Below are 22,239 nucleotides of genomic sequence, written 5' to 3' on the forward strand. Positions count from 1 at the left end.
GGGCCTCGGCGAAGGCGCACTGCCGAACACGCGCGTACGCGTCTAGTCTCAGAAGCGAGCCGACCGAAGGGTGTGCACCATGCACCGGGCACTGATCGTCGTCGATGTGCAGAACGACTTCTGCGAGGGCGGCAGCCTCGCGGTCTCCGGCGGGGCCGACGTGGCCGCCGCGATCACCGATCTCGTGGCGGACTCCTCCGCGGGGTACCGCCACGTGGTGGCGACGCGCGACTTCCACATCTCCCCCGGGGACCACTTCTCCGAGCACCCCGACTTCGAGCACTCCTGGCCCCCGCACTGCGTCGCGGGCACCGAGGGCGTCGGCTTCCACGCGAACTTCGCGCCGGTCGTCGCCTCGGGCTCGATCGACGCGGTCTTCGACAAGGGCGCCTACACCGCCGCGTACAGCGGCTTCGAGGGGGCCGACGAGAACGGGACGTCGCTCGCCGAGTGGCTGCGGGCCCGCGAGGTGACCGAGATCGACGTCGTCGGCCTCGCCACCGACCACTGCGTGCGCGCCACGGCGCTCGACGGCGCCCGCGAGGGCTTCCGGGTCCATGTGCTGCTGGACCTCACGGCGGGCGTCGCCGAGGGCACCACGCAGCGCGCGCTGGACGCGCTGCGCGAGGCGGGGGTCGAGCTGACGGGGAAGCCGGTGGTCTCCGCGGCGTAGCCCCGCTCCCCCGGCTCCCGGAGGCCGGGGCGGCGCCTAGGCGGTGCCGACCCGGAGCAGCGAGGCGATGGGGTGCCAGGACTCGCGGTCGTCCTCGGGGACGGCGCGCCAGACCAGCCCCTCGGGGTGGTGCAGCACGGCCGTGACCTCGTCGGCGGTCGGCGGCTCCGCGTTCCCGTTCAGATAGATCGCGCGCAGGCCGAGGTTCCGCAGCCGGGTCAGGGCCCGGGCGCGGTTCTGGGCGTGGACGAGCACGCGGACGCGTGGCTCGTCCCCGGGCCGCCGGGGGTCCGCGGCACGCACCGTGTGCGGCTCGTCCGCCTGCGCGGACCAGCGGCGGGACCGCAGGGGGCCCGCGGCGCCCGTCCGGGCCCCTCGGGGCGTCCCCGGGAACCGCAGGGCACCGCTCGCCCCGGCGCCCTGCGGGCGCGGGCGGGGCAGGCTGAGCGCGACGATCACGCTGCCGTCCGGCAGCCTGACGAATCCGCCTCCTGACATGTACATCATCTCCCCCGTGAGACTTGCTTCGGGTGGTCACGTGAGGCCCCGGTCGAGGAACCCTCACAGGAGGCATCTAAACGCGATCGCGCTCCCACCGCCAGGGGGGTAACGGGTGATCATGTTTTGACCTGCAACGATGCAAACAAATTCATCCCTGGGTTGCACACACCATGATCGTCAAACCTCGGGACCCCGCCGTGGATCTTGTCATTGGCATGTGCAGGGGTGATTCGATCACCCTCGTCGTGACCTTGGTCACGCTATGCCCGCTTCTCTGCAGAATGTCCCTTGAGCTGGAATTTCCCGCACCCTGACGCCCCTCGCGACCCCCTCTTCCACCCCTCGCGGGGGCCGCGCGGGACCACCGTACGGATCAACCACGGGCGGGTGGGCCATAGTTGGGGAAGCGGGGCCCCCGACCCCACGCGGCACGGGGCACCCGGGACCGCCAGGGGCGGTTCAACTCCCCGTCAGATAGCGGATGCGAACACCGGTACGTCCTCCCCCACGCGCCCCCGTGCGACCCCGGCGCCACCCCCGGCGGAGGGGTCGCGCCGCGAGCGGACGACGCGTCACACAAGAGGACTACGCCGTCCACGAGTTGGGATTCCTGGGACCCCGTGCGCCAGTGCGCCCCCTGTGCAACAGCGGCGTGGGTTAGGTCACGCTTACCCGGCTTTCCGCCAGGGCATCCCGGACCGTAGAGTCGTTCGATGGCGCCCCGTTTGTACCGAGGCAACGAGGGCCGTGCAACGACCCGTTCGACGTCCACTCTGACCTCACCCCCCGAGGACGGATCCGCCATGCCGCGTCCGAATGTCGCACAGTTCGCTTACGGATCTGCCACCGTCATCTGCTCCGCGCTCGCCATGCTGCTGCTCTCACAGGCCCGTTCGGGCCTCGGGGTGATAGTGATCGCGTTCGCGGCACTTGCCCTTGGCGTACTCGTCGCGCTCACCGCTCCCGCTCCGCGCGCAACGCGCAAACGGGCGACGGCAGTCGGCGCGGCGCAGGGGACCCCGGTCCCCGTCCAGCAGCCCGCCTCCACCACCGCCGCGGCCGCCGCTCCGGCCGCCGCGGCACGGATCGCGGAGCCCACCCTGCGGCGCTGACCCTGCGGCGCTGACCCGGAGCGACGGGCCGGGTCAGCCCGCAAGGGCCGTTCGGTCACCTCTTCGAGCGGCCGGTCAGTCGGTGGCGACGACGACGGTCCGGGCGGCCTTGTCGTGGACGCACTGTTGATAGGGCTTGTCCCAGGTGCAGAACAGCACGTTCACGAGCCAGAACAGAAAACCCAGACAGGGGACGAGCGCGGGCAGGGAGTAGGTGGCGGCGCGGAACCAGCCGGGTGTCCCGTGCGGGACCGTGCCGTCGGAGAGCATCCCCACGCGGATCTTCATCAGCTTCTTGCCGACCGTCTGGCCCCGCGTCGTCAGCATGAGGCCCTCGTAGATCAGGTAGACGAGGGTGTAGACCGCCTGCTGCCAGTACGTCTGACCGGTGTCGGTCGAGTAGCCGCCCTGCGCGAGACCGACCACGACACCGACCGGAATGCCGATGATGAGGGCGTCGATGATCCGGGCCACCAGCCGCTTGCCCCGCGAGGCGAGCGGCGGCATCCCGGCGAGGGGGTCGGCGGCGCCCATGGTGCCGCCGTAGGGGTTGTCGTAGGGACCGGGGCCGGGGCCGTCATGGGGACCGGGGCCACCGTAGGGACCGCCGCCGTACGGACCGGCGGCGCCTTCCCCTCCGCCGGGCGGCGGCGGAGGGGGCGGAGGCGCGCTGTCGTACGGCGAGCCCCCGCCGCCCGGCGACGAGGGGGGCGGCGACGGCTGCTCGGGCTGCTCCGGTTTCCGGAACGGATCGTTCTCGGGCTGCTCCGTGCTCATGGCCCGAGTGGAACGCCCGGCCCGTGAGCGCGCATCCGCTGCGTGCTGTTCGGGGGACGCGCGTGGCCCGTACGGACGTCGGCGGACGGGTCCGTACGGACGTCAGCGCGCGGGGCCCGCCACGAACGTGCGTGCCACCTTGTCGTGCCAGCACTGGCGCCAGGGCTTGTCGAACACGCACCACAGCACGTTGACCACCCCGACCACGAGCAGTCCCAGCACCCCGTACATCAGCCAGCGCGTCAGCGCGGCGCCGAAGCCGGGCGGGTCCTGCCGCTCGACGTCCAGCACCGTGACCCCGAACAGCTTCTTGCCGGGCGTCTTTCCCCACCGCGCGGTCGGCAGCACCTCGTACAGCAGGCCGAAGACGAGCAGGGCGCCGAGGACGATCGCGAGATAGCCGCCCGTCGTCCCGTCGATCAGCCAGACCTGCTTGGTGACGCCCGCCTGCTCGACCGCGTCGATCTTGTCGTCGATGTGGTCGGTCGCCTTGGCGACGAACGGGAACGCGACGCCGCCGCCCACGGCCAGCGTGAGCACGAGGTCGACCAGCCGGGCGCCCAGCCGCCTGCCGAGCCCCGCGGGCCGCGCCTGCCGCAGCGCGTGCGCGAACGGGTCCTCCACCGGGGGCCGCCAGGGCGTGACGGCGTCGGGCCCGCCGCTCTGCGGCTGCGCCGGGAGCCCGGCACCGGCACCGGCACCGGCACCGGGGAACGGCGTGGCCGGTGTGGTCGGCGAGGACGGGGGCGGGGCGGCCGAAGCGGCGGCGGGCGCGGCCAGTTCCTGCACCTGCTGCTGCCAGGGAGGCGCGGGATTCGCGGCCGAGGCGGGCGCGGATGCGGATGCGGGGCTCTGCGCGGGCGTCGTCGGCGACGTTGGCGACGTTGGCGTCGTACGGGCGGGGGCCGAGGCGGCGGGCGCCGCGGCGGAGGCCGACGCACCGCCCTGGCCCGGCACGCGCCGGCCGGACGGTGAAGGAGAGGGAGAGGGAGAGGGGGACGAGGAGGGGTTCGCGGTCGGCGACGGGCCGCCGTTGCCGAGGACTTCGGAGCGGCGCAGCCCGACCGTGTGCTCGCGCTTGCCCTGCCCCGGCACCTGCGGCCCCTGGGCCGCGGGCGCGGACGCGGGCGCGGACGCGGCGCCGGAGGCGGGCGGCTCGTCCCCGCCCTCCGCGCGCGGCCGTTCGGCGGCTTCGGGCCTCTCGGACTCGCCGCCGCCCCAGTCGCCGCGCGGGTCGGACGCCGTACGTCCCTCGCCGCCGCGCCCGGAGTCGCCGCCACCCTCGGGCTCGGGCCACGAGATGCGGCCCTCGTGCTCGCCGTCGGGGCCCGCCTGCCGGGCCGCGTCCGCCTGCCACGCGGAAGCACCGCCGGAGGGGCCGTCGGAAGACCCGCCCGGGGCTCCGCCCGGGCGCAGTTCGGGCAGGGCGCCGATCCCGCCCGCCTCGTCCGGCCCTTCGTCCTCGTCGAGGAACACCGGGCCCGTCTCCTCCGGTTCCGTCCGCCGCGGGGGCCCCGCGGGCGACGAGGCGAGCGCGGGCCCGGCCGGGGCGGCCGGAGGGGCCGCCGCGCCGGCGGGCGGCTCGGGCATCGGCTCGCCCTCGCGGGGCTCGGGGCGACTGGTGCCCGGGACCCACGACGAACCGTTCCAGTAACGGATGTATCCGGGGATGGACGGATCCGGGTAATACCCCGAACGAGGTACCTCACCGCTCGCACCGGAGGGTCCCACTGACCCCAACTCCCCTCATGACCGACACACTTGACCTGGCAGCGGTGTCGCGGCCTCGCTGGTCACCGCTGCGGCCCGGCGGGGGAACCTCCGCCCGTCCAAGGAGGACAGTAACGAAGAAGACGGCTCCGGGCGGAGGGAGACCGCCCGGTTGACCGCGTTCGAGCGACCCCGCGGACGTCCCGGCGCACATCCGGCCGACGTCCGCCGGAAAAAAATTCCGAGAAAGTCCCCGGAACCCGTGTGACGAACCACGGCCTGCCCTCTCTCTCCAGTGCACCCGCCGCACACGCGGCACGGCACAACGAAAGGGCACACCTCATGCACACCGTCGTGGAACGCGAGCTGGAGATGAAGCTGGTCCTCTCCCCGGAGCGCAGCGTCCCCGTACCGGCCCGGCTCAGCTACCGCTCGGACGACCCGTTCGCCGTCCATGTCACCTTCCACCTGGGCTCCGAGTTCCCCGTGCACTGGACGTTCTCGCGCGAGCTGCTCGTCGAGGGCGTCTTCCGGCCGTGCGGCCAGGGGGACGTGCGGGTCTGGCCGACCAAGGTCGAGTCGAGGGAGGTGATCTGCATGGCGCTGACGTCCCCGGACGGGGACGCGCTGCTGGAGGCGCCGTCACTGGCGCTGTCGGCGTGGCTGGAGCGGACGTTGCGCGTGGTGCCCCCGGGGCAGGAGCACGAGGCGCTGGGGATCGACGAGGGGTTGAGCGAGTTGCTCGCGCCGACCCCTCGCGACGACCTGTATCTGCGGGACCCGTGGCAGAGCGATGAAGGCGGCGAGAGCGGATCGTAGAGGAACGGCCCGTACTCGCCGGAGGAATGCCGGAATACGACCGTGAGTGAAAGGAAATCCGCCATCATTCCGCCCATGCCTCATGAGGATGCGCACGGACCGCGCGAGCAGGAGGTCCGCCTCCGCGTGGGAGCCCGTCTCCGTGACCTCGCGGAGCGTCTCGACCCGGCTTCCTTCGAGCTGCTGCTCAAACTGATGAGCGGCGTCAACGCGGCGTTCGCCTGCCGCAACGAACCCATCGACATCCAGATGACCCCGGAGGAACGGGCGCTCTACACGCCCGTTCTCGAACGGGAGCTGGTGGCGCTCCTGGAGCTGGCCAGCGTGCCCCCGGAGCGCGTCCACACGGAGACGGTCAGCGAGCGGCCGCGGCACGCGTCCTGGCCGTACGTCGTTCCCTGAACGCGAGGGCGCCCACGGCGCCCGCGAGCATCAGGCCCACGCCCGCCAGCAGGGCGTGGTCGGCACCGTGTGCGAGGGCGCGCGCGGGATCGCCGCCGTGTCCGGAACCGGCCGAGGTGGCGATGACGATCGTGAGGGAGAGCCCCATGGACGAACCGATGTAGCGCGCCGTGTTGTTGGCGCCCGAGCCCATCGAGGCGCGGTCCGAGGGCACGCTCTCGACGGCGGCGCGGGGCATCGCGGCGTTGAGCAGCCCGCTGCCGACCCCGGCCACGAGCCAGCCGGGGAGCGTACGGACCCAGGAACCGGAGGACATGGCGCCCAGCATGCTCAGCGCGCCGAGCGCGGAGAGGACGAAGCCGAGCGCGAGTTGATGGCGCGCGGAGAAGCGTTCCGGCAGCCGCTTGGCCTGGAGCGCGACGAGCAGCGCGACGGCGGACCACAGGCACAGCAGCCACGCCGTGCCGAGCGCGGACATGCCCACGGTCTGCTGGAGCAGCGCGGGGAAGTAGCTGAACAGCCCGATCACGCCGAGACCGGTGAACAGCGCGCTGGAGGTCGCGGCGAGGAACGCCGGGCGGCGGAAGAGCCCGAGGTCGATCATGGGCGCGGAGCTGCGGCGCTCGACCACGACGAACGCGGCGAGCAGCACGACGGCCGCGGCAGCCAGCTCCCCCACGGCGGGGCTCAGCCAGCCGTCCCTGCCGACGGTGAGCGCGGCGAGCAGCGCGGTCAGCGCGAGGCCGAGCACGACGGCGCCGAACAGATCGGGCCTGCCCGGACGCGGGCTGCGGGACTCGGTGAGCGTACGGGCGGCGACGGCGGCCAGGACGAGCGAGGCGGCGGCGTAGAGGGCGTAGCCGACGCGCCAGTCGAGGGTGCCGAGCCCGGCGGCGGCGACGGGGCCCACGGCGATGCCGCCGCTCAGGGCCGCGCCCCAGACGCCCATGGCGCGTATGCGCGCGGGCCCCGCGGGGAACGCCTGCGCGAGGAGGCCCAGGCTGCTGGCGATGATCGCCGCGCTGGCCCCGCCCTGGGCGACGCGGGCGAGGGTGAAGGTCAGGGTCGAGGGGGCGACGGCGCCGAGCGCGACGGTGACGGCGAGGACGACGGTGCCGGTGACGAAGACGCGCTTGCGCCCGTAGTCGTCGGCGAGGCTGCCCGCGACGAGCAGCAGCGCCGCGAGGCCGAGCGCGATCCCGTTGAGCAGCCACGCCTGGCCGGAGACGCCGGTGCCGAACGAGGCGGTCATGCCGGGGAGCGTGAGCATCGGCGCGGCGTAGTTCATGAGCGCGACGAGCGTCGCGAGGCTGACGGTGGCGAGGACCGCGCTGGCGCCGCGCACGGATGCCTGCGCGGGGGGCCGCACGGGGGCCCGCCGGGGCCGGGGCAGGGTCTCCACTGCGTACTCCTAAGTTCTGTGAACGAACTGAGTTCAATGAACGAACTGACGAACGCGGTGGACCGTAGCACGCACGGGTTCATTGAATGAACCAAGGGCGGGTAAGCTGGCCCTCATGGCACTGAAAAAGGGCTACGCGATGCAGGACTGCTCGCTCGCCCGGACGCTGGAGCTGGTCGGCGAGCGCTGGACGATGCTGGTCATCCGCGACGCGTTCTACGGCGTGCGGCGCTACAGCGACTTCCTCGCCCACCTCGACATCCCGCGCGCGGTGCTCTCCGGGCGGCTGCGGACGCTGACCGAGGCGGGCGTCCTCGACAAGCGGCGGTACGCGGACTCCCCGCCCCGCGACGAGTACGTGCTCACCGACAAGGGCCGCCAGCTCTGGCCCGCGCTCTACGCCCTGCTGTCCTGGGGCGAGGCCCACGCCCTGGGCTCACAGCCGGCACGCAGGATCTACGCGCACGCGGCGTGCGGCCGCCGCCTCTCCCCCGGCGGGGGCTGCGAGGAGTGCGGGGTGGGCGCGGTGCCGCCCGAGGACATCGAGCTGCACCCGGGCCCGGGCGCGGACCACCCGGACCGCCAGGACCCGGTGAGCCGCGCCCTCCTCACCCCGCACCGCCTTCTGGTCCCGCTGGAGACCTCCGTCTAGGGGGTGCCCCTTGCCGTACACCGCGGTCCGCGGCCGCGTCGTGGCCGCTCGCGCAGTTCCCCGCGCCCCTGACGGGGCACGTCCCGGAGGGGTGGATTCGGGGGCACGGGGAACTGCGCGCCGAGCCAGGCTCGCAGCGGCACCCGGCAACGGCGCGCAAGGGGCAGCCCCTGCCCCGCGCGGAAAGGGCTCGCGGGCGAGGAGCGGCGGGCCCCGCCGGGCTAACGGCGCTGGTCGGAGCCGAAGAAGAAGCCGAAGGCGGCGCTGGCGAGGGCAACCACCGGGGTGAAGAGGGTGCTGACCTCGCGGAAGTCGGCGTCGCTGAACTTCGTCCAGCGCTGGAAGATCAGCGCGAGGACCGGCAGCACGGCGATGACGCCGACGAGCCAGAAGAGGCGGAGGGCGAGCGCGCGGCGCGTCTCGTGGATGTGCATCTCCGGCGTCGAGAAGACCTGGGCCTCCCCGGGCGGCTCGTCCTCCGACAGCTCCGTGAGGCGCAGCGCGGGCTCCGGCGGCTCAGCCACGGCACCCTCCGGTGCCCGGCTCGCACTCGGCGACCCCCGCCTCCTCCAGGGAGAAGACGGCACCGGCGCCCGGAACCTCGTCCTCCACCAGGCAGTGCGCGGCCCCGCCGCGCGCCCCGGCACCGGCCGGGACCCGGTCGGCGTACGCGTGCACGGCGGCGTCCGGCGCGCGGAGCCGGGGGCAGTCGAACCCGGCCTCCAGCAGCACGCTCCCCTGCGCACCGGCGGCGGACCGGGCGAACGGGCAGGGAGCCGGTGTGTGGTCCTGCCGGGCGCGCGGGTCCTGTGAAGTCGACATTCCGGTCACCCCCTCTCCGCAACTCCCCCTGATTTCGCGGACGTTCGAGCACGGCGGGCAGTTCCCGTCACTGTACGGAACGGAAAGACTACCATGCACCTGCCGCATCGAATCAGCAGTTCAGGCGGGATTGATACACACTGGATACACATCGTATGTGCATGCGGTGCGCATGACGGGTTGACACGATGCGTGTCAGCCACGCATCCTGAGATGGCAAGGACAGAAGCGCGCGTACGGCACCGGGGGAGTCCGGGCTGCCCCAAGGCGAAGAGGAGTCCTCCCATGTCGGACATGGAGAACGCTGTTACCCGTACAGAGCCCGGCGGCGCCCGTTCCGGCGCCGGCACCCGGCTCAGTGTCAACATCAGTGAGGCGACGGCGGAGGTGCTCCAGAAGCACAAGCGGAGGGGCGTCTCGATCACCGAAACGGTCCGCCGCGCCTGCGCCGTCTACGATCTGATCGAGTCCGAGGCGGCAAAGGGGAGCAAGATCCAGATCGTCGACCGGGACGGCAGGACGCGTGAGCTGCTGCTGATCCCCTGACGCGGCAAGGCCGTCGCATGCCCTCTTCCGCCCGGTGCGCTCAGAAGAGCTTGCCCGGGTTGAGAATGCCCTGAGGGTCGAAGACGGCCTTGACCGCGCGTTGCATCTCCAGCCCCACCGGCCCCAGTTCGCGGGCCAGCCATTCCTTCTTGAGCACACCCACGCCGTGTTCGCCCGTGATCGTGCCGCCCAGGCTGAGGCCCAGGGCCATGATCTCGTCGAACGACTCGCGGGCGCGGCGTGACTCGTCCTCGTCCGAGGCGTCGAAGCAGACCGTCGGATGGGTGTTCCCGTCCCCGGCGTGCGCGCAGACCCCGATCGTCAGCCCGTGCTTGTCGGCGATGGCGGCCGTGCCCTCCAGCATGGCCGCCAGTTCGCTGCGCGGGACGCAGACGTCGTCGATCATCGTCGTGCCCTTGACGGCCTCCAGCGCGACCAGCGCCGTCCGCCGCGCCTGGAGCAGCAGCTCCGACTCGGCCGCGCTCTCGGCCGGTACGACCTCGCTGGCCCCCGCAGCGGCGCACAGCTCCCCCACCGCCGCGAGCTGCGGGCCCGGCTCCGGGGTGTCGAAGGCGGCGAGGAGGAGGGCCTCGGTGGTCTCGGGCAGGTCCATCTTCGTCAGGGCGTTCACCGCGCGGAGCGTCGTACGGTCCATCAGCTCCAGCAGCGCGGGCGTGTGCCCGGCCTCCATGATCCGGCACACCGCGTCGCAGGCCGCGGCGGCCGAGGGGAACTCGGCGGCGAGCGCGAGCTGCCGGGGCGGCTCCGCGCGCAGCGCGAGGGTCGCCTTCACGACGATCCCGAGGCTGCCTTCGGAGCCGACGAAGAGCCTGGTCAGGTCGTATCCGGCGACGCCCTTGGCGGTGCGGCGGCCCGTGCTCATCAGCCGGCCGTCGGCGAGCACGACGTCGAGGCCCAGCACGTACTCGGCGGTGACCCCGTACTTCACGCAGCACAGGCCGCCGGACGCGGTGCCGATGTTGCCGCCGATGGTGCACTCCTCCCAACTGGAGGGGTCCGGCGGGTAGAAGAGGCCGTGCGCGTTGACCTCGCGGGAGAGCACGGCGTTGACCACGCCGGGCTCGACGACCGCGATCCGGTCGACGGGGTTGATCTCCAGGATGCGGTTCATCCGCACGAGCGAGAGGACGACGCAGCCGTCCGTGGCGTTCGCCGCGCCCGACAGGCCCGTGCGCGCGCCCTGCGGCACGACCGGCACGCCCAGCGCGCTCGCCGTCCGCATGACGTGCTGGACCTCCTCGGCGGTGCGGGGCAGCACGGCGACGGCGGGGGCTCCGGCCGGGCAGAAGCTGGCCATGTCGTTGGCGTAGGTACCGAGGACATCGGGGTCGGTGAGGACCGCGTCCTCCGGGAGCCCGTCCCGCAGGCGCACGGTCAGCTCGGTCAGCTCGCTCATGTGCTCAGGCTCGCAGGCGCGCGGGGCGTACGGAACCCGCCGGAAACGATCTGTCGAGCGTGCCTTGAAGTGACGGCCCGTCAGCTCTAAGGTTCCGCGACCGCTCGTGTTCGTCCCGGGAGGGAGAGGGCGCATGCGCATACGGAGAGCCGTCGCCGCACTGGCCGCCGCGCTGGGGGTCGCGGGACTCGTCGCCGGATCGGGTGTCGCGGGCGCGCAGCCCGCCGAACGCGCCGCCGCCGAGCGGGAGAGGGCCGGGCTGCGGATCCTCGTCTCCAACGACGACGGCTACCGGCACCCGTACATCCACCGGCTCCGCGACGCGCTCGCCGCCGCCGGGCACACGGCCGTGATCGTCGCGCCCGCCGAGGACCAGTCCGGGCGCGGTACGGGCCTCAACTTCACCTCCGGCGCGACCGTACGGGCCGTCGAGGCCGAGCCCGGCGTCTGGTCCGTCACCGGCTCGCCCGGCGACGCGGTCGCCTTCGGCGCGGAACGCGTACTGAAGGATCCGGACCTGGTCGTCTCCGGCGTCAACGCGGGGCCCAACACCGGTACCAGCGCGAACCATTCCGGCACCGTCGGCGCCACCGTGATGGCCCAGGACCTGGGGATCCCGGCGCTCGCGGTGAGCGCCGGGTACGACCTGTCGAACCCCCAGGATCCCTTCCCCTCCGTCCCTCAGGCCGTGGCCTTCACCGTACGGACGGTGGAGCGGCTGGCCCGGACCGCGCCGCGCGGGGCGGCGCTGCTGCCGGCGCACGCCTCGCTGAACGTCAACTACCCGGCGAAGCCGGCGGACGGGGGGCGGCTCGCCTTCACGAACGTGGGGCACGCGCGGGAGATCACCCGCTCCTTCGAGCCGGACCCTGCGGGGTGCGCCGAGTGCTACAAGGTCCGGCTCGGAGTCGCTCCGGACGCGCCCGAGCCGGTCCCGAACGCCGACACGTCGGCTCTGCGGCGCGGCGACGTGAGCGTCTCCCTTCTTACGGGGGACTGGAACGCCCCCGAGTGGGCCGAGGGACGGCCCCCGCCCTCCTCACCCGACGTCCGGCGCACACAGTCCCGCCTTCTGGGGCTGCGCCCGTAGGCCCCTTGACGTGTCCAGCAGTGCGTGCGCGCCCGGCATGGGGGCTGCGCTTGCCAGCCCTGCTCCCCCGAGCTCTTCGAGCAGGGGGCACCCCCAGTGGCAGACCTCCCATGCGCAGCGGGAGGAGCAGGGGCGTGCCCCGTCAGAGGCGCGGCCAGCCACAGCGCAGCCGCAGGCCGCGACGCACCGGCAAGGGGCAAGCGCTCAGTCGGTGCAGAGTGCGGGGTCGGAGGCGTAGAGGGTCAGCGTCATGTGGCCGGCGTTGTGCCGAGCGCAGAGCGTGAAGCGTTCGCGGAGCGCCGCGAGTTTCGCCTCGTCCCGGGCCGTGAACGGGGCGTCGCCCGCGCGGGAGGGCGGGTCGGTCAGGACGAGGACGCGGTGTGCGGCCCGTACGCGCGCGCCGATCTGCGCCTCGGGGAGTTCGACGCCCCACAACGTGCCCGAGGCGGCGGGCGTGCGGGCCAGCGCGAGGTCGCGCAGGCCCCCGTACTCGGCGGGGTGCGAGAGGCTGCCCTCCCGGCGCAGCGCGGGCACGTAGAGCACGCCGTCGCCCCGCCGCGTCATCTCGCGCGCGGCGTCCGCGACCGCGTTGGTGTCGTCCATGTGGACCTCCGGCTGCCGCACCGGGAGCCAGAGCGGCACGAGCGCCGCGACCACGGCGACCGTCAGCAGCCCGGCCGCCCACGGCCGCAGGGCGCGCAGTACCCGTTCGACGGCGAAGCCGCCCAGCAGGGCGAGGCCGACGGCGGAGTAGACGACGTACCGCTCCTCGTAGAGCGGGCGCACGGAGGAGACGAGGACCAGCAGGGACGGGGGCAGGACCGCGAGGGCCAGCGCTGCCGTGCGGGGGTCGGCCGGGCCCCGGCGGCGCGGGCGCGCGCAGGCGAACAGCAGCGCGAGCAGCACCGGCAGCGCGAAGCGCAGCAGTTGCGCGGGGCCCGGGGCCTCCAGGTGGGCGAGCTGGGCCTCCTGCGCCTTGCTGACGACGACGAGCGGCGTCAGCACCGCGCAGACGGCGGCGGCCGCCTGGCTCCAGGGCCACAGCAGCGGGCGCAGGGCGCGTTCCCTCAGCAGGACGGCGCCGTGCGCGAGGAGCGTGAGGACGGCCAGTTCGTTCAGCAGGCAGCCCACCGCGAGCACCGCGGCGTACCCCGCCCAGAGCCGTGGACGGGGCCGTTCCAGGGCCCGTAGCAGCAGGTACGTGGACCAGGCGACCGCCGCGCACACCATCGCGTACGAGCGGCCCTCCTGGGCGTACTTCTGTACGAGCGGGAAGAGCGGGAAGACCAGGCCCGCGGCGAGTCCGGCGCGGGGTCCGGCGAGGCGGCGGCCGGTGAGCGCGACCGCCGAAGCGGCGGCGGCCATGGCCAGCACGGCGGGCAGCCGCAGCGCGAGCAGACCGCCGTCCCACACCGCGAACACCGCGTGCATGAACAGGTAGTGCAGCCCGTGCACCATGTCGACGGTGCCCAGCATGTGCCACAGCTCGGGCAGGCTCCGGTGCGCGACCTGGTACGTCGTCGACTCGTCCCGCCACATCGAGTTCTCGCGGCGTATCCCCCACAGGCCCAGGCCGAGCATGAGCAGCGCGGGCGCCAGGACGGCCACCGTGCGGCTGTCCCGGGTGAGGTCCCGGGCGAGGCGGGGCCGCCGAGCGGGCGGGGCGGGGGACTTCCGCTCCGCAGGCGTGCGGAAGCGGCTGGGCGCGGTGGACGTGACCATGCGTGGGGGGAGTTCCGTTTCGGGCCCGGGGCGATCTCGGTGGGGGGTCGGATGATCGTGCAAGTGCCCCGGCGCCCCTGTCAAAACGGCCCGGAGGTCCCCGGAACGGCGAAGGGCCCGTGCTCCCGGAGTCGGGGAGCACGGGCCCTTCCGGTTCCCGCGTGGGGAGGCGGGCTCAGAGGTTGCCGCGCTTCTCCTGCTCGCGCTCGATCGCCTCGAAGAGGGCCTTGAAGTTGCCCTTGCCGAAGCCCATCGAGCCGTGGCGCTCGATCATCTCGAAGAAGACGGTCGGCCGGTCCTGGACCGGCTTGGTGAAGATCTGGAGCAGATAGCCGTCCTCGTCGCGGTCGACGAGGATCTTCTGCTCGCGCAGGATCTCGACCGGCACGCGGGTCTCGCCCGCCCACTCGCCGAGGGTGTCGTAGTAGCTGTCGGGCACGTCGAGGAACTCGATGCCCGCGGCGCGCATGGTCTTCACGGTGGCCACGATGTCGTTGGTGGCCAGCGCCATGTGCTGGACGCCGGGGCCGCCGTAGAACTCCAGGTACTCGTCGATCTGCGACTTCTTCTTCGCGATCGCGGGCTCGTTGATCGGGAACTTGACCTTCTTGGTGCCGTCAGCGACGACCTTCGACATCAGCGCGCTGTACTCGGTGGCGATGTCGTCGCCCACGAACTCCTTCATGTTCGTGAAGCTCATGACCCTGTTGTAGAAGGCGCACCACTCGTCCATCTTGCCCAGCTCGACGTTGCCGACGCAGTGGTCGATGGCCTGGAACGTCCGCTTGGCAGGGGGCTCCACGATCGGCCGCGCCGCGACGAAGCCGGGGAGGTAGGGGCCGTCGTAACCGGAGCGGTCGACGAGGGTGTGGCGGGTCTTGCCGTAGGTGGCGATGGAGGCGAGGACGACCGTGCCGTGCTCGTCCTTGACCTCGTGCGGCTCCTCGATGCCGCGGGCGCCGTGCTCCAGCGCGTACGCGTAGGCCGCGCGGGCGTCCGGGACCTCGATGGCGAGGTCGATCACCCCGTCGCCGTGCTCGGCGACGTGGTCGGCGAGGAAGCGGCCCCATTCGGTGGCGGGCTTGATGACGGAGGTGAAGACGAACCGGGCGGAGCCCGACTCCAGGACGTAACTGGCGGTCTCGCGGCTTCCGTTCTCCGGTCCGGAGTACGCGACGAGCTTCATGCCGAAGCCCGCGGAGTAGTAGTGCGCCGCCTGTTTGGCGTTGCCCACCGCGAAGACGACCGCGTCCATCCCCTTGACCGGGAAGGGGTCGGCCTGCCGGGCAGTTCCGGGGGCCGCGTGGGTGCCCCGGGGAGATGCAGTAGTCATGGCGGCAGGCTCCCGTCCCGCGACAAGGTGCGCAATAGTTTGTGCATTCGCTGGGCATCCTGTACAGCCGAGCCCCGGAGTCATGGGGCTATCTGTACAAGGTGCGCAGCACTCCTGCCGGACCGCATCGGAGAGGACCGCCATGGGTATCGACCGGCTCGACGGCCGCCTGCTCGAACTGCTCGCCGAGGAGCCGCGGATCGGGGTGCTGGAGGCGTCCCGGCGGCTCGGGGTCGCGCGCGGCACCGCGCAGGCGCGGCTGGACCGGCTCAAGGCGAGCGGGGTGATCCGCGGCTTCGGCCCCGAGGTGGACCCGGCGGCCATCGGCTATCCCGTGACCGCGTTCGCGACGCTGGAGATCAAGCAGGGCCAGGGCGCGGATGTACGGGCGCACTTGGCGGGCGTTCCCGAGGTGCTGGAGCTGCACACGACGACCGGGCACGGCGACATGCTCTGCCGCCTCGTGGCCCGTTCGAACGCCGATCTCCAGCGGGTGATCGACCGGGTCGTCGGATACGACGGCATCGTCCGCGCCTCCACGGCGATCGTCATGGAGAACCCGGTGCCGCTGCGGATCGTGCCCCTGGTGCGCCAGGCGGCCTCGGGCACGCTGCCCTGACGGGCGCCGGGGCCCGGGCCCCAGTGGGTGTCTGACACATGAGCGCGGGAGAAGGAGCGGTGTCCGGTGCGTGCGATCGCAAGGCGCCGGAGCGCCCTCGTAGCGGAGCTACCAGGGCGTTTCGGCAACGCCGCGAGCGTGCGTGCCGGACACCGCGACGCCGCGGGCATTGGTCAGACACCCCCTAGCAGCTCGGCAGTTTCCGGCCGTCCTTCAGGTCCTTGAGCGTGTCCAGGGTCTTGTCCAGGGTCGTGACCGGGACGAGGCGCAGGCCCTTGGGGCGCTGGGCCTCGGCCTCGCCGCACTCCTTCTTCGGGACGAGGAAGTGCGAGGCCCCGTCGCGCTCGGCGGCGCGCATCTTCAGCGGGACGCCGCCGACCGGGCCCACCTCGCCCTTGGCGTCGATGGTGCCGGTCCCGGCGATCGTACGGCCGCCGGTGAGGTCTCCTTCGAGCTTGTCGATGATGCCGAGGGAGAAGAGCAGGCCCGCACTGGGGCCGCCGACGTCGCCGAGGCGGAGGGAGACCTCGACGTCCCCGGGCTTCTTGCCGAGCTGGCGCAGGGCCGCCGTGACGGCCTTGTCCTGGGAGTCCTTCATCTGCCGGCGGATGGAGCGCTTGACCTCGCGCACGTTGTCGCCGCCCTCCGGGTACGCCGCCTCGCGCGGCATCACCGCGCGGTCCTCGGCGAACCACGCACGCGCCACGTCGGCGGCGCGCACCGTGACGTCCGGGTTCGTGACCCCGATCGTGACGGCGAGCAGCTCGCCGCCGCCCTTGCCCGTCCCGGGGGCCTCCCGGGCGTCGGAGATCGAGATGACCGGCTCGCCCTCGTTCTTCCCCAGGACGTCGGCGGTGTCGCCGGGCTGCGCGAGCGAGAACGGCAGCGGTGCGGCCGCCGCGACCGCGAGCAGCGCCACGACGGGCACCGCGCAGACGGCGAGCGTCCGGCGGCGGGTCGCGAACAGGGCGGAGAGCGGGCGCTTCTTCTCGGTCACCCCAGCAATCTAGTCGATGGGCGGCGGACGCCCGTACGCCCGTACCCGGACGCCCGCCACCTCGGGAGGCGCGTCAGCGCAGGGCGTCCGCGACCTCGTGCGCGGCGCGCACCACCCGCGTCCCGACCTGCTCCGGCACGACCTCGGAGAGCATGACCACGCCGACGCTGCCCTCGATGCCGCTCACCCCGAGCACGGGGGCCGCGGCGCCGCTGGCGCCCGCCTCCAGCTCGCCGTGGGTGAGCACGTACCCGGGCCCCAGCTCGTGGTCGGGGCCGCGGCCCATGAGGATCGCGCGGCCCGCGGCGCCCCGGTCCAGGGGGTGCCGGAAGCCGGTGCGGTAGGCCACGTGGTAGTCGGTCCAGCTCGGTTCGACCACCGCGACGGCCAGCGCCTCCGTCCCGTCGACGAGGGTGAGGTGCGCGGTCGCGCCGACGTCCTCCGCGAGCGAGCGCAGCGCGGGCAGCGCGGCCTCCCGTACGAGCGGGTGCACCTGGCGTCCCAGCCGCAGCACCCCGAGCCCGACCCGGGCCCGGCCGCCCAGGTCGCGGCGGACGAGGGCGTGCTGCTCCAGGGTGGCCAGCAGGCGGTAGACCACGGTGCGGTTGACCCCGAGCTTGTTGGACAGCTCGGTGACGGTCAGGCCGTGGTCCGTGTCGGCCAGTAATTTGAGGACTCGCAGCCCTCGGTCGAGCGTCTGAGAGGTCTCCGCGGTCACGACGCCCCCTCCTAGAGTGAGTGACGGCAGCCGCGGTGCGCCGAGCGCCTGGAGGCCGCCGGTCGCGGGTGGCACTGGCTTGTGGCAATGCGTACGAAGTCACCGGCTGCGCTCCGCGGCAACGGTGCCACGGGGCGTGTATGTGACGGGAAACCTAGCGAGCGGCACCGCTCACCGGAAGGGCTTGTCCAGAATCCGGGCGTCCGGCGTCCGTTCTCGACCGAAACATCCCCTGCCATGGACAGGTCAGCGCATCCGGGTCGCCCACTCGCGCACCTTGGCGATGCGTGCCTCGATCTGGTTCGCGGTGGCCTCGGCGCTCGGCGGTCCGCCGCAGACCCGGCGCAGCTCGTTGTGGACCACGCCGTGCGGCTTGCCGCTCTGGTGGACGTAGGCGCCCACCAGGGTGTTGAGCTGCTTGCGCTTCTCCAGCAGCTCCTTGTGCGTGACGACGGGCCGCTGCTCGGCGGGCATTTCGAGGAGGTCGGCCTCCTCGGCCGGCCTCTTCTTGCTGTGCGAGATCTGCCGGGCCTGCCGCTTCTGGAGCAGCATCTGCACCTGGTCGGGCTCCAGCAGGCCCGGAATGCCCAGATAGTCCTGCTCCTCCTCGCTGCCCGGGTGCGCCTGCATGCCGAACTCGGCGCCGTCGTACATCACCCGGTCGAAGACCGCGTCGGACTCCAGGGCCTCGAACGGGAGTTGGTCCTGCTCCCCTGTGTCCTCGTCCTGCTCCTTCTCCGCCTCCTTGAGGAGCTTCTCCTCCTCCGCGTACGGATCGTCCTCGGCGTCCTTCTTCGGCTTGTCGAGGACGTGGTCGCGCTCGACCTCCATCTCGTTCGCGAAGGTGAGCAGCGTCGGGATGGTCGGCAGGAAGACCGAGGCCGTCTCGCCGCGCCGCCGCGACCGTACGAAGCGGCCCACGGCCTGGGCGAAGAAGAGGGGCGTAGAGACGGTCGTCGCGTACACTCCGACGGCCAGCCGGGGCACGTCGACGCCCTCGGAGACCATCCGCACCGCGACCATCCAGCGCGACTCGTCCTGCCGGAAGTCCTCGATGCGCTGCGAGGCGCCCGCGTCGTCCGAGAGCACGACGGTCGGGCCCTGCCCGGTGATCTCCCGGATCAGCTTGGCGTACGCGCGGGCCGAGTCCTGGTCCGCGGCGATCACCAGCCCGCCCGCGTCCGGCACGGACTTGCGCACCTCGGACAGCCGCCGGTCCGCCGCGCGCAGCACGGCGGGCATCCACTCGCCGCGCGGGTCGAGCGCGGTGCGCCACGCCTGCGAGATCGCGTCCTTGGTCATCGGCTCCCCGAGCCGCGCCTCGATCTCGTCGCCCGCCTTGGTGCGCCAGCGCATGTTGCCGCTGTAGGAGAGGAATATGACCGGCCGCACGACGCCGTTCGCGAGCGCGTCCCCGTAGCCGTACGTGTAGTCGGCGACGGAACGGCGGATGCCCTCGGCGTCCTCGGCGTACTCGACGAACGGGATCGGGTTGGTGTCCGAGCGGAACGGCGTGCCGGTCAGCGCCAGGCGCCGGGTCGCGGGCTCGAACGCCTCCTGGCAGGCCTCGCCCCACGAGCGGCTGTCACCGGCGTGGTGGATCTCGTCCAGGATCACCAGCGTCTTGCGCTGCTCGATGCGGTTGCGGTGCAGCATCGGGCGTACACCCACGCCCGCGTACGTGATCGCGATGCCGTGGTACTCCTTGCTGAGCGGCCCGGCGCTGTAGTCGGGGTCCAGCTTGATCCCGACGCGCGCGGCCGCCTCGGCCCACTGCTTCTTCAGGTGCTCGGTCGGCGCGACGACGGTCACCTGCTGCACGACGTGGTGGTGCAGCAGCCACGACGCGAGCGTCAGCGCGAACGTCGTCTTGCCCGCGCCGGGTGTCGCGACCGCGAGGAAGTCCCGCGGCTGCTGCTCCAGGTACGCGTCCATGGCCGCCTGCTGCCAGGCCCGCAGCTTGCTGGCGGTGCCCCAGGGCGCGCGGCCCGGGAAGGCCGGGGACAGGTGGTGGCTGTGGCTGTTGGTGGGCGTGGTAGTCACGGTCTCCGAGTGCGGGTTCGGTTGTCGGGGGCGGTCAACGCAGCGTCCCAGAGTACCGGGGGCCCCGGCGGTGACCGGATGCCGGGAACGCCCTGCCCTTTGCCGCGCGTCGCGGAGTGCGGGTGCTCTGTGGCCGCTCGCGCAGTTCCCCGCGCCCCTGACGGGGCACGTCTCCGGGAGGGGCGCCCCGTCCAGGGGCGCGGGGAACCCGCGCGCCTCACGTCGTCAGGAGTACGCCCCCGTACGAGACCCCGGCGATCACGATCCAGGAGCAGAGGCCAAGGGCCGCCACGCGGCCGCCCGTACGCGCGAGCGAGGGCAGGTGGACCGCGCTGCCCAGCCCGAAGAGGGCCGCCGCCAGCAGCACCTCCTGCGCGGTCCCGGCGCCGTCCAGCACCGCGTCCGGCAGCCAGCCGGTCGTCCGTACGACGACCATCGCGAGGAACCCGGCGACGAACAGGGGCACGAGCGGCGGGCGCTTCCCGCCCGCGCGCGGCTCTCCGCCCGCGCGGGAGCGGCGCCGTACCGCGACGACCATCGCCGCCACGAGCGGCGCCAGCATCATCACGCGGACCAGCTTGACGAGCACCGCCTGCCCCAGCGCGTCGTGCCCGGCGGTCTGCGCCGTGGCGACGACCTGGCCGACGTCGTGCACCCCGGCGCCGACCCAGCGCCCGAACTGCCCGTCGTCCAGGCCCAGCGGAGCGTGCAGCAGGGGCAGCACCGCGATGGCGAGCGTGCCGCAGAGCGTGACGAGCGCGACGGACGTGGCGACGTCCCGCTCGTCGCTCTCGCGCACCTCGCTGACGGCGCCGATCGCGGAGGCGCCGCAGATCGAGTAGCCGGTGGCGATCAGTACGGGCTGGTCGCCGCGGAGGCCGAGCTTCCGGCCGAGCCACACCGTGCCGGCGAACGTCGCGGCGACCACGGCGAAGACCATGACGACCGTCGCCCAGCCCAGCCCCAGCACGTCGCCGATGCTGAGCTTCAGCCCGAGCAGCACGATCCCGAGCCGCATCAGCCGCTTCCCGGCCAGGGTGAGGCCGGGCCGCGCCAGGCCGCGGACCAGGCCGCGCGTCCCGGGCAGATGCGCGACGGCGATGCCGAGGACGACGGCGGCCGTCAGCATCGGCACGCCGGGCACCAGCAGGTGCACACCGGACGCGGCGGCGACGCCGAGCGCGGCCGCCGCCAGCCCGGGCAGCTTGCTGGGCGGGCCGGAACGTGAGGTTCCCGTACCTGCGGCGCGCGGTCGCGCACGTTCCCCCAGCAGCGCCATCAGGAGTCGGTCGCGTCGGTCGGGAGGTCGTAGACCCGGCGGACGCTCGTCCCCAGGCGGGAGATGTCCGCTCCGTAGATGTGGATGGATATCGCGGTCGTCTCGCAGCCGTTCCACACCCGGTGGATGTCGCCGGGGGGCGCGAAGCCGCAGACCGAGCCCTCGGGGTTGACGACGTCCTCGGTGGCCACGAGGCGCGCGGGGGCGCCGCTCGCGGCGTCGGCGGGCAGCAGCCGGTAGCGGCGCTCGTGCTCCTCGCCCTGGTGGACGCCCGTGACGCACCAGGACACGTGGTCGTGGACCGGCGTGCACTGGCCCGGCAGCCAGACGAGGGCCACGAGGGAGAAACTGCCGTCGCCCTCGGCGTGCAGCAGGTGCTGCCGGTAGCGCTCGGGGTCGGGCTCGCACTGGGCGGGGGCGAGAAGGTCCGCCGCGCCGAGGTGGGGCGCGAGCTTCTCGCCGACGAGGTACGCCGTCACGTCGGGCGGCAGACCCTTGCCGACCGCCTCGCGGACGTCCCCGACGAGGGCGGTCAGTCGCTCGGTCGTACGGAGGGCGGTGCTGGGGTCAGTCGTAGGGGGCATGCTCGCAGCGTGGCGCGAGCCTCGTATCACGTCTAACGACGGTTTCTTGGCCGACCCCTGAGTTCCGCTTATGGGTCGGGGCGCGGGCTCAGCAGCCGACGCGGCGCTCGGCCGCGCCCCGCAGCTCGTCCAGCACGAGCGCGGTCGCCGGTATCTCCAGGTGCTCGCGCAGCACGTACGCTGAGACCTGGCGCCGCGAGGCCGGGTCCAGCGCCCGGCCCGTCACCTTCTGGTGGACCAGGAAGGAGAGGACCAGGCCCGGCATCATCGCGATACCGAGGCCCTCGGCGACCAGGCTCTGGACGACGAGGTTGTCGTCGGTGGTGAAGGCGATGTCCGGCGCGAAGCCCAGCTCGGCGCACTCGTGCAGGAAGTTGGCGCGGCAGCGCAGGCAGCCCGCGATCCAGCGCTCGCCCGCCAGGTCGCCGAGCTTGACGGCGCGGCGCCGGGCCATCGGGTGCCCGGTCGGCAGCAGCACGGTGAGCTGGTCCTCCAGCAGCGGGATCTCGACCAGTTCCTCGGGCACCTGTTCGTGCAGCCCGGGGTAGGTGAAGGCGAGCGTGATGTCGCACTCGCCGCGCACGACGCGGCGCAGCGAGTCCGGCGGCTCGCCCTCCTGCAGCTCGACGCGCACGCCGGGGTGGTCGACGGCGAGCCCGGTCAGCGCCTCGGGCACCAGCGTGGCCCCGGCGCTGGGGAAGGCGCAGACCCGGACGCGTCCGGCGCGCAGCCGGGTCAGCGAGGTCATCTGCTGCTGGGCCGTGGCGATGCTGTCGAGGATCACGCCCGCGTGCCGGGACAGCGCCTCCCCGGCCTCGGTGAGCCGCATCTGGCGGCCCACGCGGATGAACAGGGGGGTGCCCACGGCCCGTTCGAGCGCCTTCATCTGTTGGGTGATCGCGGGCTGGGTGTACCCGAGGGCACGGGCCGCCGCCGAGTACGACCCGGCCCGCACCACTTCGTGGAAGGTCTTGATGTGCCGCGAGTCGAACATGACCGAACCATAAGCAGAATTTGGGAA

The 22,239-nt window shown here is 73.1% G+C and carries 23 protein-coding genes; 8 read left to right on the forward strand and 15 right to left on the reverse strand.

Going from position 1 to position 22,239, the window contains the following annotated elements:
* Positions 1-79 precede the first annotated feature (79 nt).
* Positions 80-673 (forward strand): isochorismatase family protein, encoded by a 594-nt coding sequence (locus ABD343_RS27755; RefSeq protein WP_344532066.1) that lies wholly within the window; start codon positions 80-82, stop codon positions 671-673.
* Positions 674-709: 36 nt separating this feature from the next.
* Here the strand turns inward: ABD343_RS27755 and ABD343_RS27760 are convergent, their stop codons facing one another.
* Positions 710-976 (reverse strand): hypothetical protein, encoded by a 267-nt coding sequence (locus tag ABD343_RS27760; RefSeq protein ID WP_344532270.1) that lies wholly within the window; start codon positions 974-976, stop codon positions 710-712.
* Between the two features lie 1,001 nt (positions 977-1,977).
* On the opposite strand from ABD343_RS27760, the gene ABD343_RS27765 reads away from it, so the two are divergent.
* Positions 1,978-2,286, forward strand: a complete 309-nt coding sequence (locus ABD343_RS27765) for a hypothetical protein (RefSeq protein ID WP_344532067.1) — start codon at positions 1,978-1,980, stop codon at positions 2,284-2,286.
* Positions 2,287-2,361: 75 nt separating this feature from the next.
* On the opposite strand, the gene ABD343_RS27770 is transcribed toward ABD343_RS27765, so the two are convergent.
* Together ABD343_RS27770 and ABD343_RS27775 are read right to left on the reverse strand one after the other, a co-directional pair.
* On the reverse strand, positions 2,362-3,063 hold the full coding sequence (locus ABD343_RS27770; RefSeq protein ID WP_344532068.1) for an RDD family protein: 702 nt from the start codon (positions 3,061-3,063) through the stop codon (positions 2,362-2,364).
* 102 nt (positions 3,064-3,165) lie between these two features.
* Positions 3,166-4,794 carry an RDD family protein gene (locus tag ABD343_RS27775; RefSeq protein ID WP_344532069.1) on the reverse strand — a complete coding sequence of 543 codons (1,629 nt, stop codon included), beginning with the start codon at positions 4,792-4,794 and terminating at the stop codon, positions 3,166-3,168.
* Between the two features lie 321 nt (positions 4,795-5,115).
* On the opposite strand from ABD343_RS27775, the gene ABD343_RS27780 reads away from it, so the two are divergent.
* Together ABD343_RS27780 and ABD343_RS27785 are read left to right on the forward strand one after the other, a co-directional pair.
* Positions 5,116-5,592 carry an SsgA family sporulation/cell division regulator gene (locus ABD343_RS27780; protein WP_344532070.1) on the forward strand — a complete coding sequence of 159 codons (477 nt, stop codon included), beginning with the start codon at positions 5,116-5,118 and terminating at the stop codon, positions 5,590-5,592.
* Between the two features lie 75 nt (positions 5,593-5,667).
* On the forward strand, positions 5,668-5,994 hold the full coding sequence (locus tag ABD343_RS27785; protein ID WP_344532071.1) for a hypothetical protein: 327 nt from the start codon (positions 5,668-5,670) through the stop codon (positions 5,992-5,994).
* Here ABD343_RS27785 and ABD343_RS27790 read toward each other — a convergent pair.
* Positions 5,948-7,396, reverse strand: coding sequence for an MFS transporter (locus ABD343_RS27790; RefSeq protein WP_425578282.1), 1,449 nt, complete (start codon positions 7,394-7,396; stop codon positions 5,948-5,950). The genes ABD343_RS27785 and ABD343_RS27790 overlap by 47 nt on opposite strands.
* A gap of 115 nt (positions 7,397-7,511) precedes the next feature.
* Here ABD343_RS27790 and ABD343_RS27795 point away from each other — a divergent pair, with 115 nt between their 5' ends.
* Positions 7,512-8,048 (forward strand): winged helix-turn-helix transcriptional regulator, encoded by a 537-nt coding sequence (locus ABD343_RS27795; RefSeq protein ID WP_344532072.1) that lies wholly within the window; start codon positions 7,512-7,514, stop codon positions 8,046-8,048.
* A 221-nt stretch (positions 8,049-8,269) separates the two neighbouring features.
* Here the strand turns inward: ABD343_RS27795 and ABD343_RS27800 are convergent, their stop codons facing one another.
* Together ABD343_RS27800 and ABD343_RS27805 are read right to left on the reverse strand one after the other, a co-directional pair.
* A complete protein-coding gene (locus ABD343_RS27800; protein ID WP_344532073.1) occupies positions 8,270-8,572 on the reverse strand; it encodes a hypothetical protein in 303 nt (100 codons plus the stop codon).
* A complete protein-coding gene (locus ABD343_RS27805) occupies positions 8,565-8,870 on the reverse strand; it encodes a hypothetical protein (protein ID WP_344532074.1) in 306 nt (101 codons plus the stop codon). Before ABD343_RS27805 ends, ABD343_RS27800 begins: the two co-directional genes overlap by 8 nt.
* A 285-nt stretch (positions 8,871-9,155) precedes the next feature.
* On the opposite strand from ABD343_RS27805, the gene ABD343_RS27810 reads away from it, so the two are divergent.
* Positions 9,156-9,416 carry a hypothetical protein gene (locus ABD343_RS27810; RefSeq protein ID WP_344532075.1) on the forward strand — a complete coding sequence of 87 codons (261 nt, stop codon included), beginning with the start codon at positions 9,156-9,158 and terminating at the stop codon, positions 9,414-9,416.
* Between the two features lie 40 nt (positions 9,417-9,456).
* On the opposite strand, the gene ABD343_RS27815 is transcribed toward ABD343_RS27810, so the two are convergent.
* Complete coding sequence (locus ABD343_RS27815; RefSeq protein WP_344532076.1) at positions 9,457-10,833, reverse strand: FAD-binding oxidoreductase; 1,377 nt, start codon at positions 10,831-10,833, stop codon at positions 9,457-9,459.
* Positions 10,834-10,966: 133 nt separating this feature from the next.
* On the opposite strand from ABD343_RS27815, the gene surE reads away from it, so the two are divergent.
* Positions 10,967-11,923: a 5'/3'-nucleotidase SurE gene (gene surE, locus ABD343_RS27820; RefSeq protein WP_344532077.1), complete on the forward strand. Its 957-nt coding sequence runs from the start codon at positions 10,967-10,969 to the stop codon at positions 11,921-11,923.
* Positions 11,924-12,127: 204 nt separating this feature from the next.
* On the opposite strand, the gene ABD343_RS27825 is transcribed toward surE, so the two are convergent.
* Positions 12,128-13,645 (reverse strand): glycosyltransferase family 39 protein, encoded by a 1,518-nt coding sequence (locus tag ABD343_RS27825; protein WP_344532078.1) that lies wholly within the window; start codon positions 13,643-13,645, stop codon positions 12,128-12,130.
* 175 nt (positions 13,646-13,820) lie between these two features.
* The gene (hppD, locus tag ABD343_RS27830) at positions 13,821-14,978 is read right to left on the reverse strand and encodes a 4-hydroxyphenylpyruvate dioxygenase (protein ID WP_344532079.1); all 1,158 of its coding nucleotides are present in this window, start codon (positions 14,976-14,978) and stop codon (positions 13,821-13,823) included.
* Between the two features lie 142 nt (positions 14,979-15,120).
* Between hppD and ABD343_RS27835 the strand changes: the two genes are divergently transcribed.
* Entirely contained in the window at positions 15,121-15,597 is a 477-nt protein-coding gene (locus ABD343_RS27835) for an Lrp/AsnC family transcriptional regulator (RefSeq protein WP_344532080.1), read from the forward strand.
* A gap of 184 nt (positions 15,598-15,781) precedes the next feature.
* On the opposite strand, the gene ABD343_RS27840 is transcribed toward ABD343_RS27835, so the two are convergent.
* From ABD343_RS27840 to ABD343_RS27865, 6 genes are all read right to left on the reverse strand, one after another.
* On the reverse strand, positions 15,782-16,594 hold the full coding sequence (locus ABD343_RS27840; RefSeq protein WP_344532081.1) for a S16 family serine protease: 813 nt from the start codon (positions 16,592-16,594) through the stop codon (positions 15,782-15,784).
* Positions 16,595-16,667: 73 nt separating this feature from the next.
* A complete protein-coding gene (locus ABD343_RS27845) occupies positions 16,668-17,312 on the reverse strand; it encodes an IclR family transcriptional regulator (protein WP_344532082.1) in 645 nt (214 codons plus the stop codon).
* A 246-nt stretch (positions 17,313-17,558) separates the two neighbouring features.
* Entirely contained in the window at positions 17,559-19,355 is a 1,797-nt protein-coding gene (locus ABD343_RS27850; protein ID WP_344532083.1) for a DEAD/DEAH box helicase, read from the reverse strand.
* 217 nt (positions 19,356-19,572) lie between these two features.
* Positions 19,573-20,634, reverse strand: coding sequence for a YeiH family protein (locus tag ABD343_RS27855; protein ID WP_344532084.1), 1,062 nt, complete (start codon positions 20,632-20,634; stop codon positions 19,573-19,575).
* On the reverse strand, positions 20,634-21,218 hold the full coding sequence (locus tag ABD343_RS27860; protein WP_344532085.1) for a cysteine dioxygenase family protein: 585 nt from the start codon (positions 21,216-21,218) through the stop codon (positions 20,634-20,636). Before ABD343_RS27860 ends, ABD343_RS27855 begins: the two co-directional genes overlap by 1 nt.
* An 88-nt stretch (positions 21,219-21,306) precedes the next feature.
* Entirely contained in the window at positions 21,307-22,212 is a 906-nt protein-coding gene (locus ABD343_RS27865) for a LysR family transcriptional regulator (protein ID WP_344532086.1), read from the reverse strand.
* Positions 22,213-22,239 lie beyond the last annotated feature (27 nt).

Source organism: Streptomyces albiaxialis (assembly GCF_039530985.1).
GTDB lineage: Bacteria > Actinomycetota > Actinomycetes > Streptomycetales > Streptomycetaceae > Streptomyces > Streptomyces albiaxialis.

Bases quoted from the DNA above. Each gene is read 5' to 3' on its own strand.
- ABD343_RS27810 (WP_344532075.1), top strand. From the start codon at position 9,156: ATGTCGGACATGGAGAACGCTGTTACCCGTACAGAGCCCGGCGGCGCC.
- ABD343_RS27785 (WP_344532071.1), top strand. From the start codon at position 5,668: ATGCCTCATGAGGATGCGCACGGACCGCGCGAGCAGGAGGTCCGCCTC.
- ABD343_RS27755 (WP_344532066.1), top strand. From the start codon at position 80: ATGCACCGGGCACTGATCGTCGTCGATGTGCAGAACGACTTCTGCGAG.
- ABD343_RS27825 (WP_344532078.1), bottom strand. From the start codon at position 13,645: ATGGTCACGTCCACCGCGCCCAGCCGCTTCCGCACGCCTGCGGAGCGG.
- ABD343_RS27855 (WP_344532084.1), bottom strand. From the start codon at position 20,634: ATGGCGCTGCTGGGGGAACGTGCGCGACCGCGCGCCGCAGGTACGGGA.
- ABD343_RS27815 (WP_344532076.1), bottom strand. From the start codon at position 10,833: ATGAGCGAGCTGACCGAGCTGACCGTGCGCCTGCGGGACGGGCTCCCG.
- ABD343_RS27795 (WP_344532072.1), top strand. From the start codon at position 7,512: ATGGCACTGAAAAAGGGCTACGCGATGCAGGACTGCTCGCTCGCCCGG.
- ABD343_RS27765 (WP_344532067.1), top strand. From the start codon at position 1,978: ATGCCGCGTCCGAATGTCGCACAGTTCGCTTACGGATCTGCCACCGTC.
- ABD343_RS27835 (WP_344532080.1), top strand. From the start codon at position 15,121: ATGGGTATCGACCGGCTCGACGGCCGCCTGCTCGAACTGCTCGCCGAG.
- ABD343_RS27860 (WP_344532085.1), bottom strand. From the start codon at position 21,218: ATGCCCCCTACGACTGACCCCAGCACCGCCCTCCGTACGACCGAGCGA.
- ABD343_RS27805 (WP_344532074.1), bottom strand. From the start codon at position 8,870: ATGTCGACTTCACAGGACCCGCGCGCCCGGCAGGACCACACACCGGCT.
- ABD343_RS27865 (WP_344532086.1), bottom strand. From the start codon at position 22,212: ATGTTCGACTCGCGGCACATCAAGACCTTCCACGAAGTGGTGCGGGCC.
- hppD (WP_344532079.1), bottom strand. From the start codon at position 14,978: ATGACTACTGCATCTCCCCGGGGCACCCACGCGGCCCCCGGAACTGCC.
- ABD343_RS27770 (WP_344532068.1), bottom strand. From the start codon at position 3,063: ATGAGCACGGAGCAGCCCGAGAACGATCCGTTCCGGAAACCGGAGCAG.
- ABD343_RS27780 (WP_344532070.1), top strand. From the start codon at position 5,116: ATGCACACCGTCGTGGAACGCGAGCTGGAGATGAAGCTGGTCCTCTCC.
- surE (WP_344532077.1), top strand. From the start codon at position 10,967: ATGCGCATACGGAGAGCCGTCGCCGCACTGGCCGCCGCGCTGGGGGTC.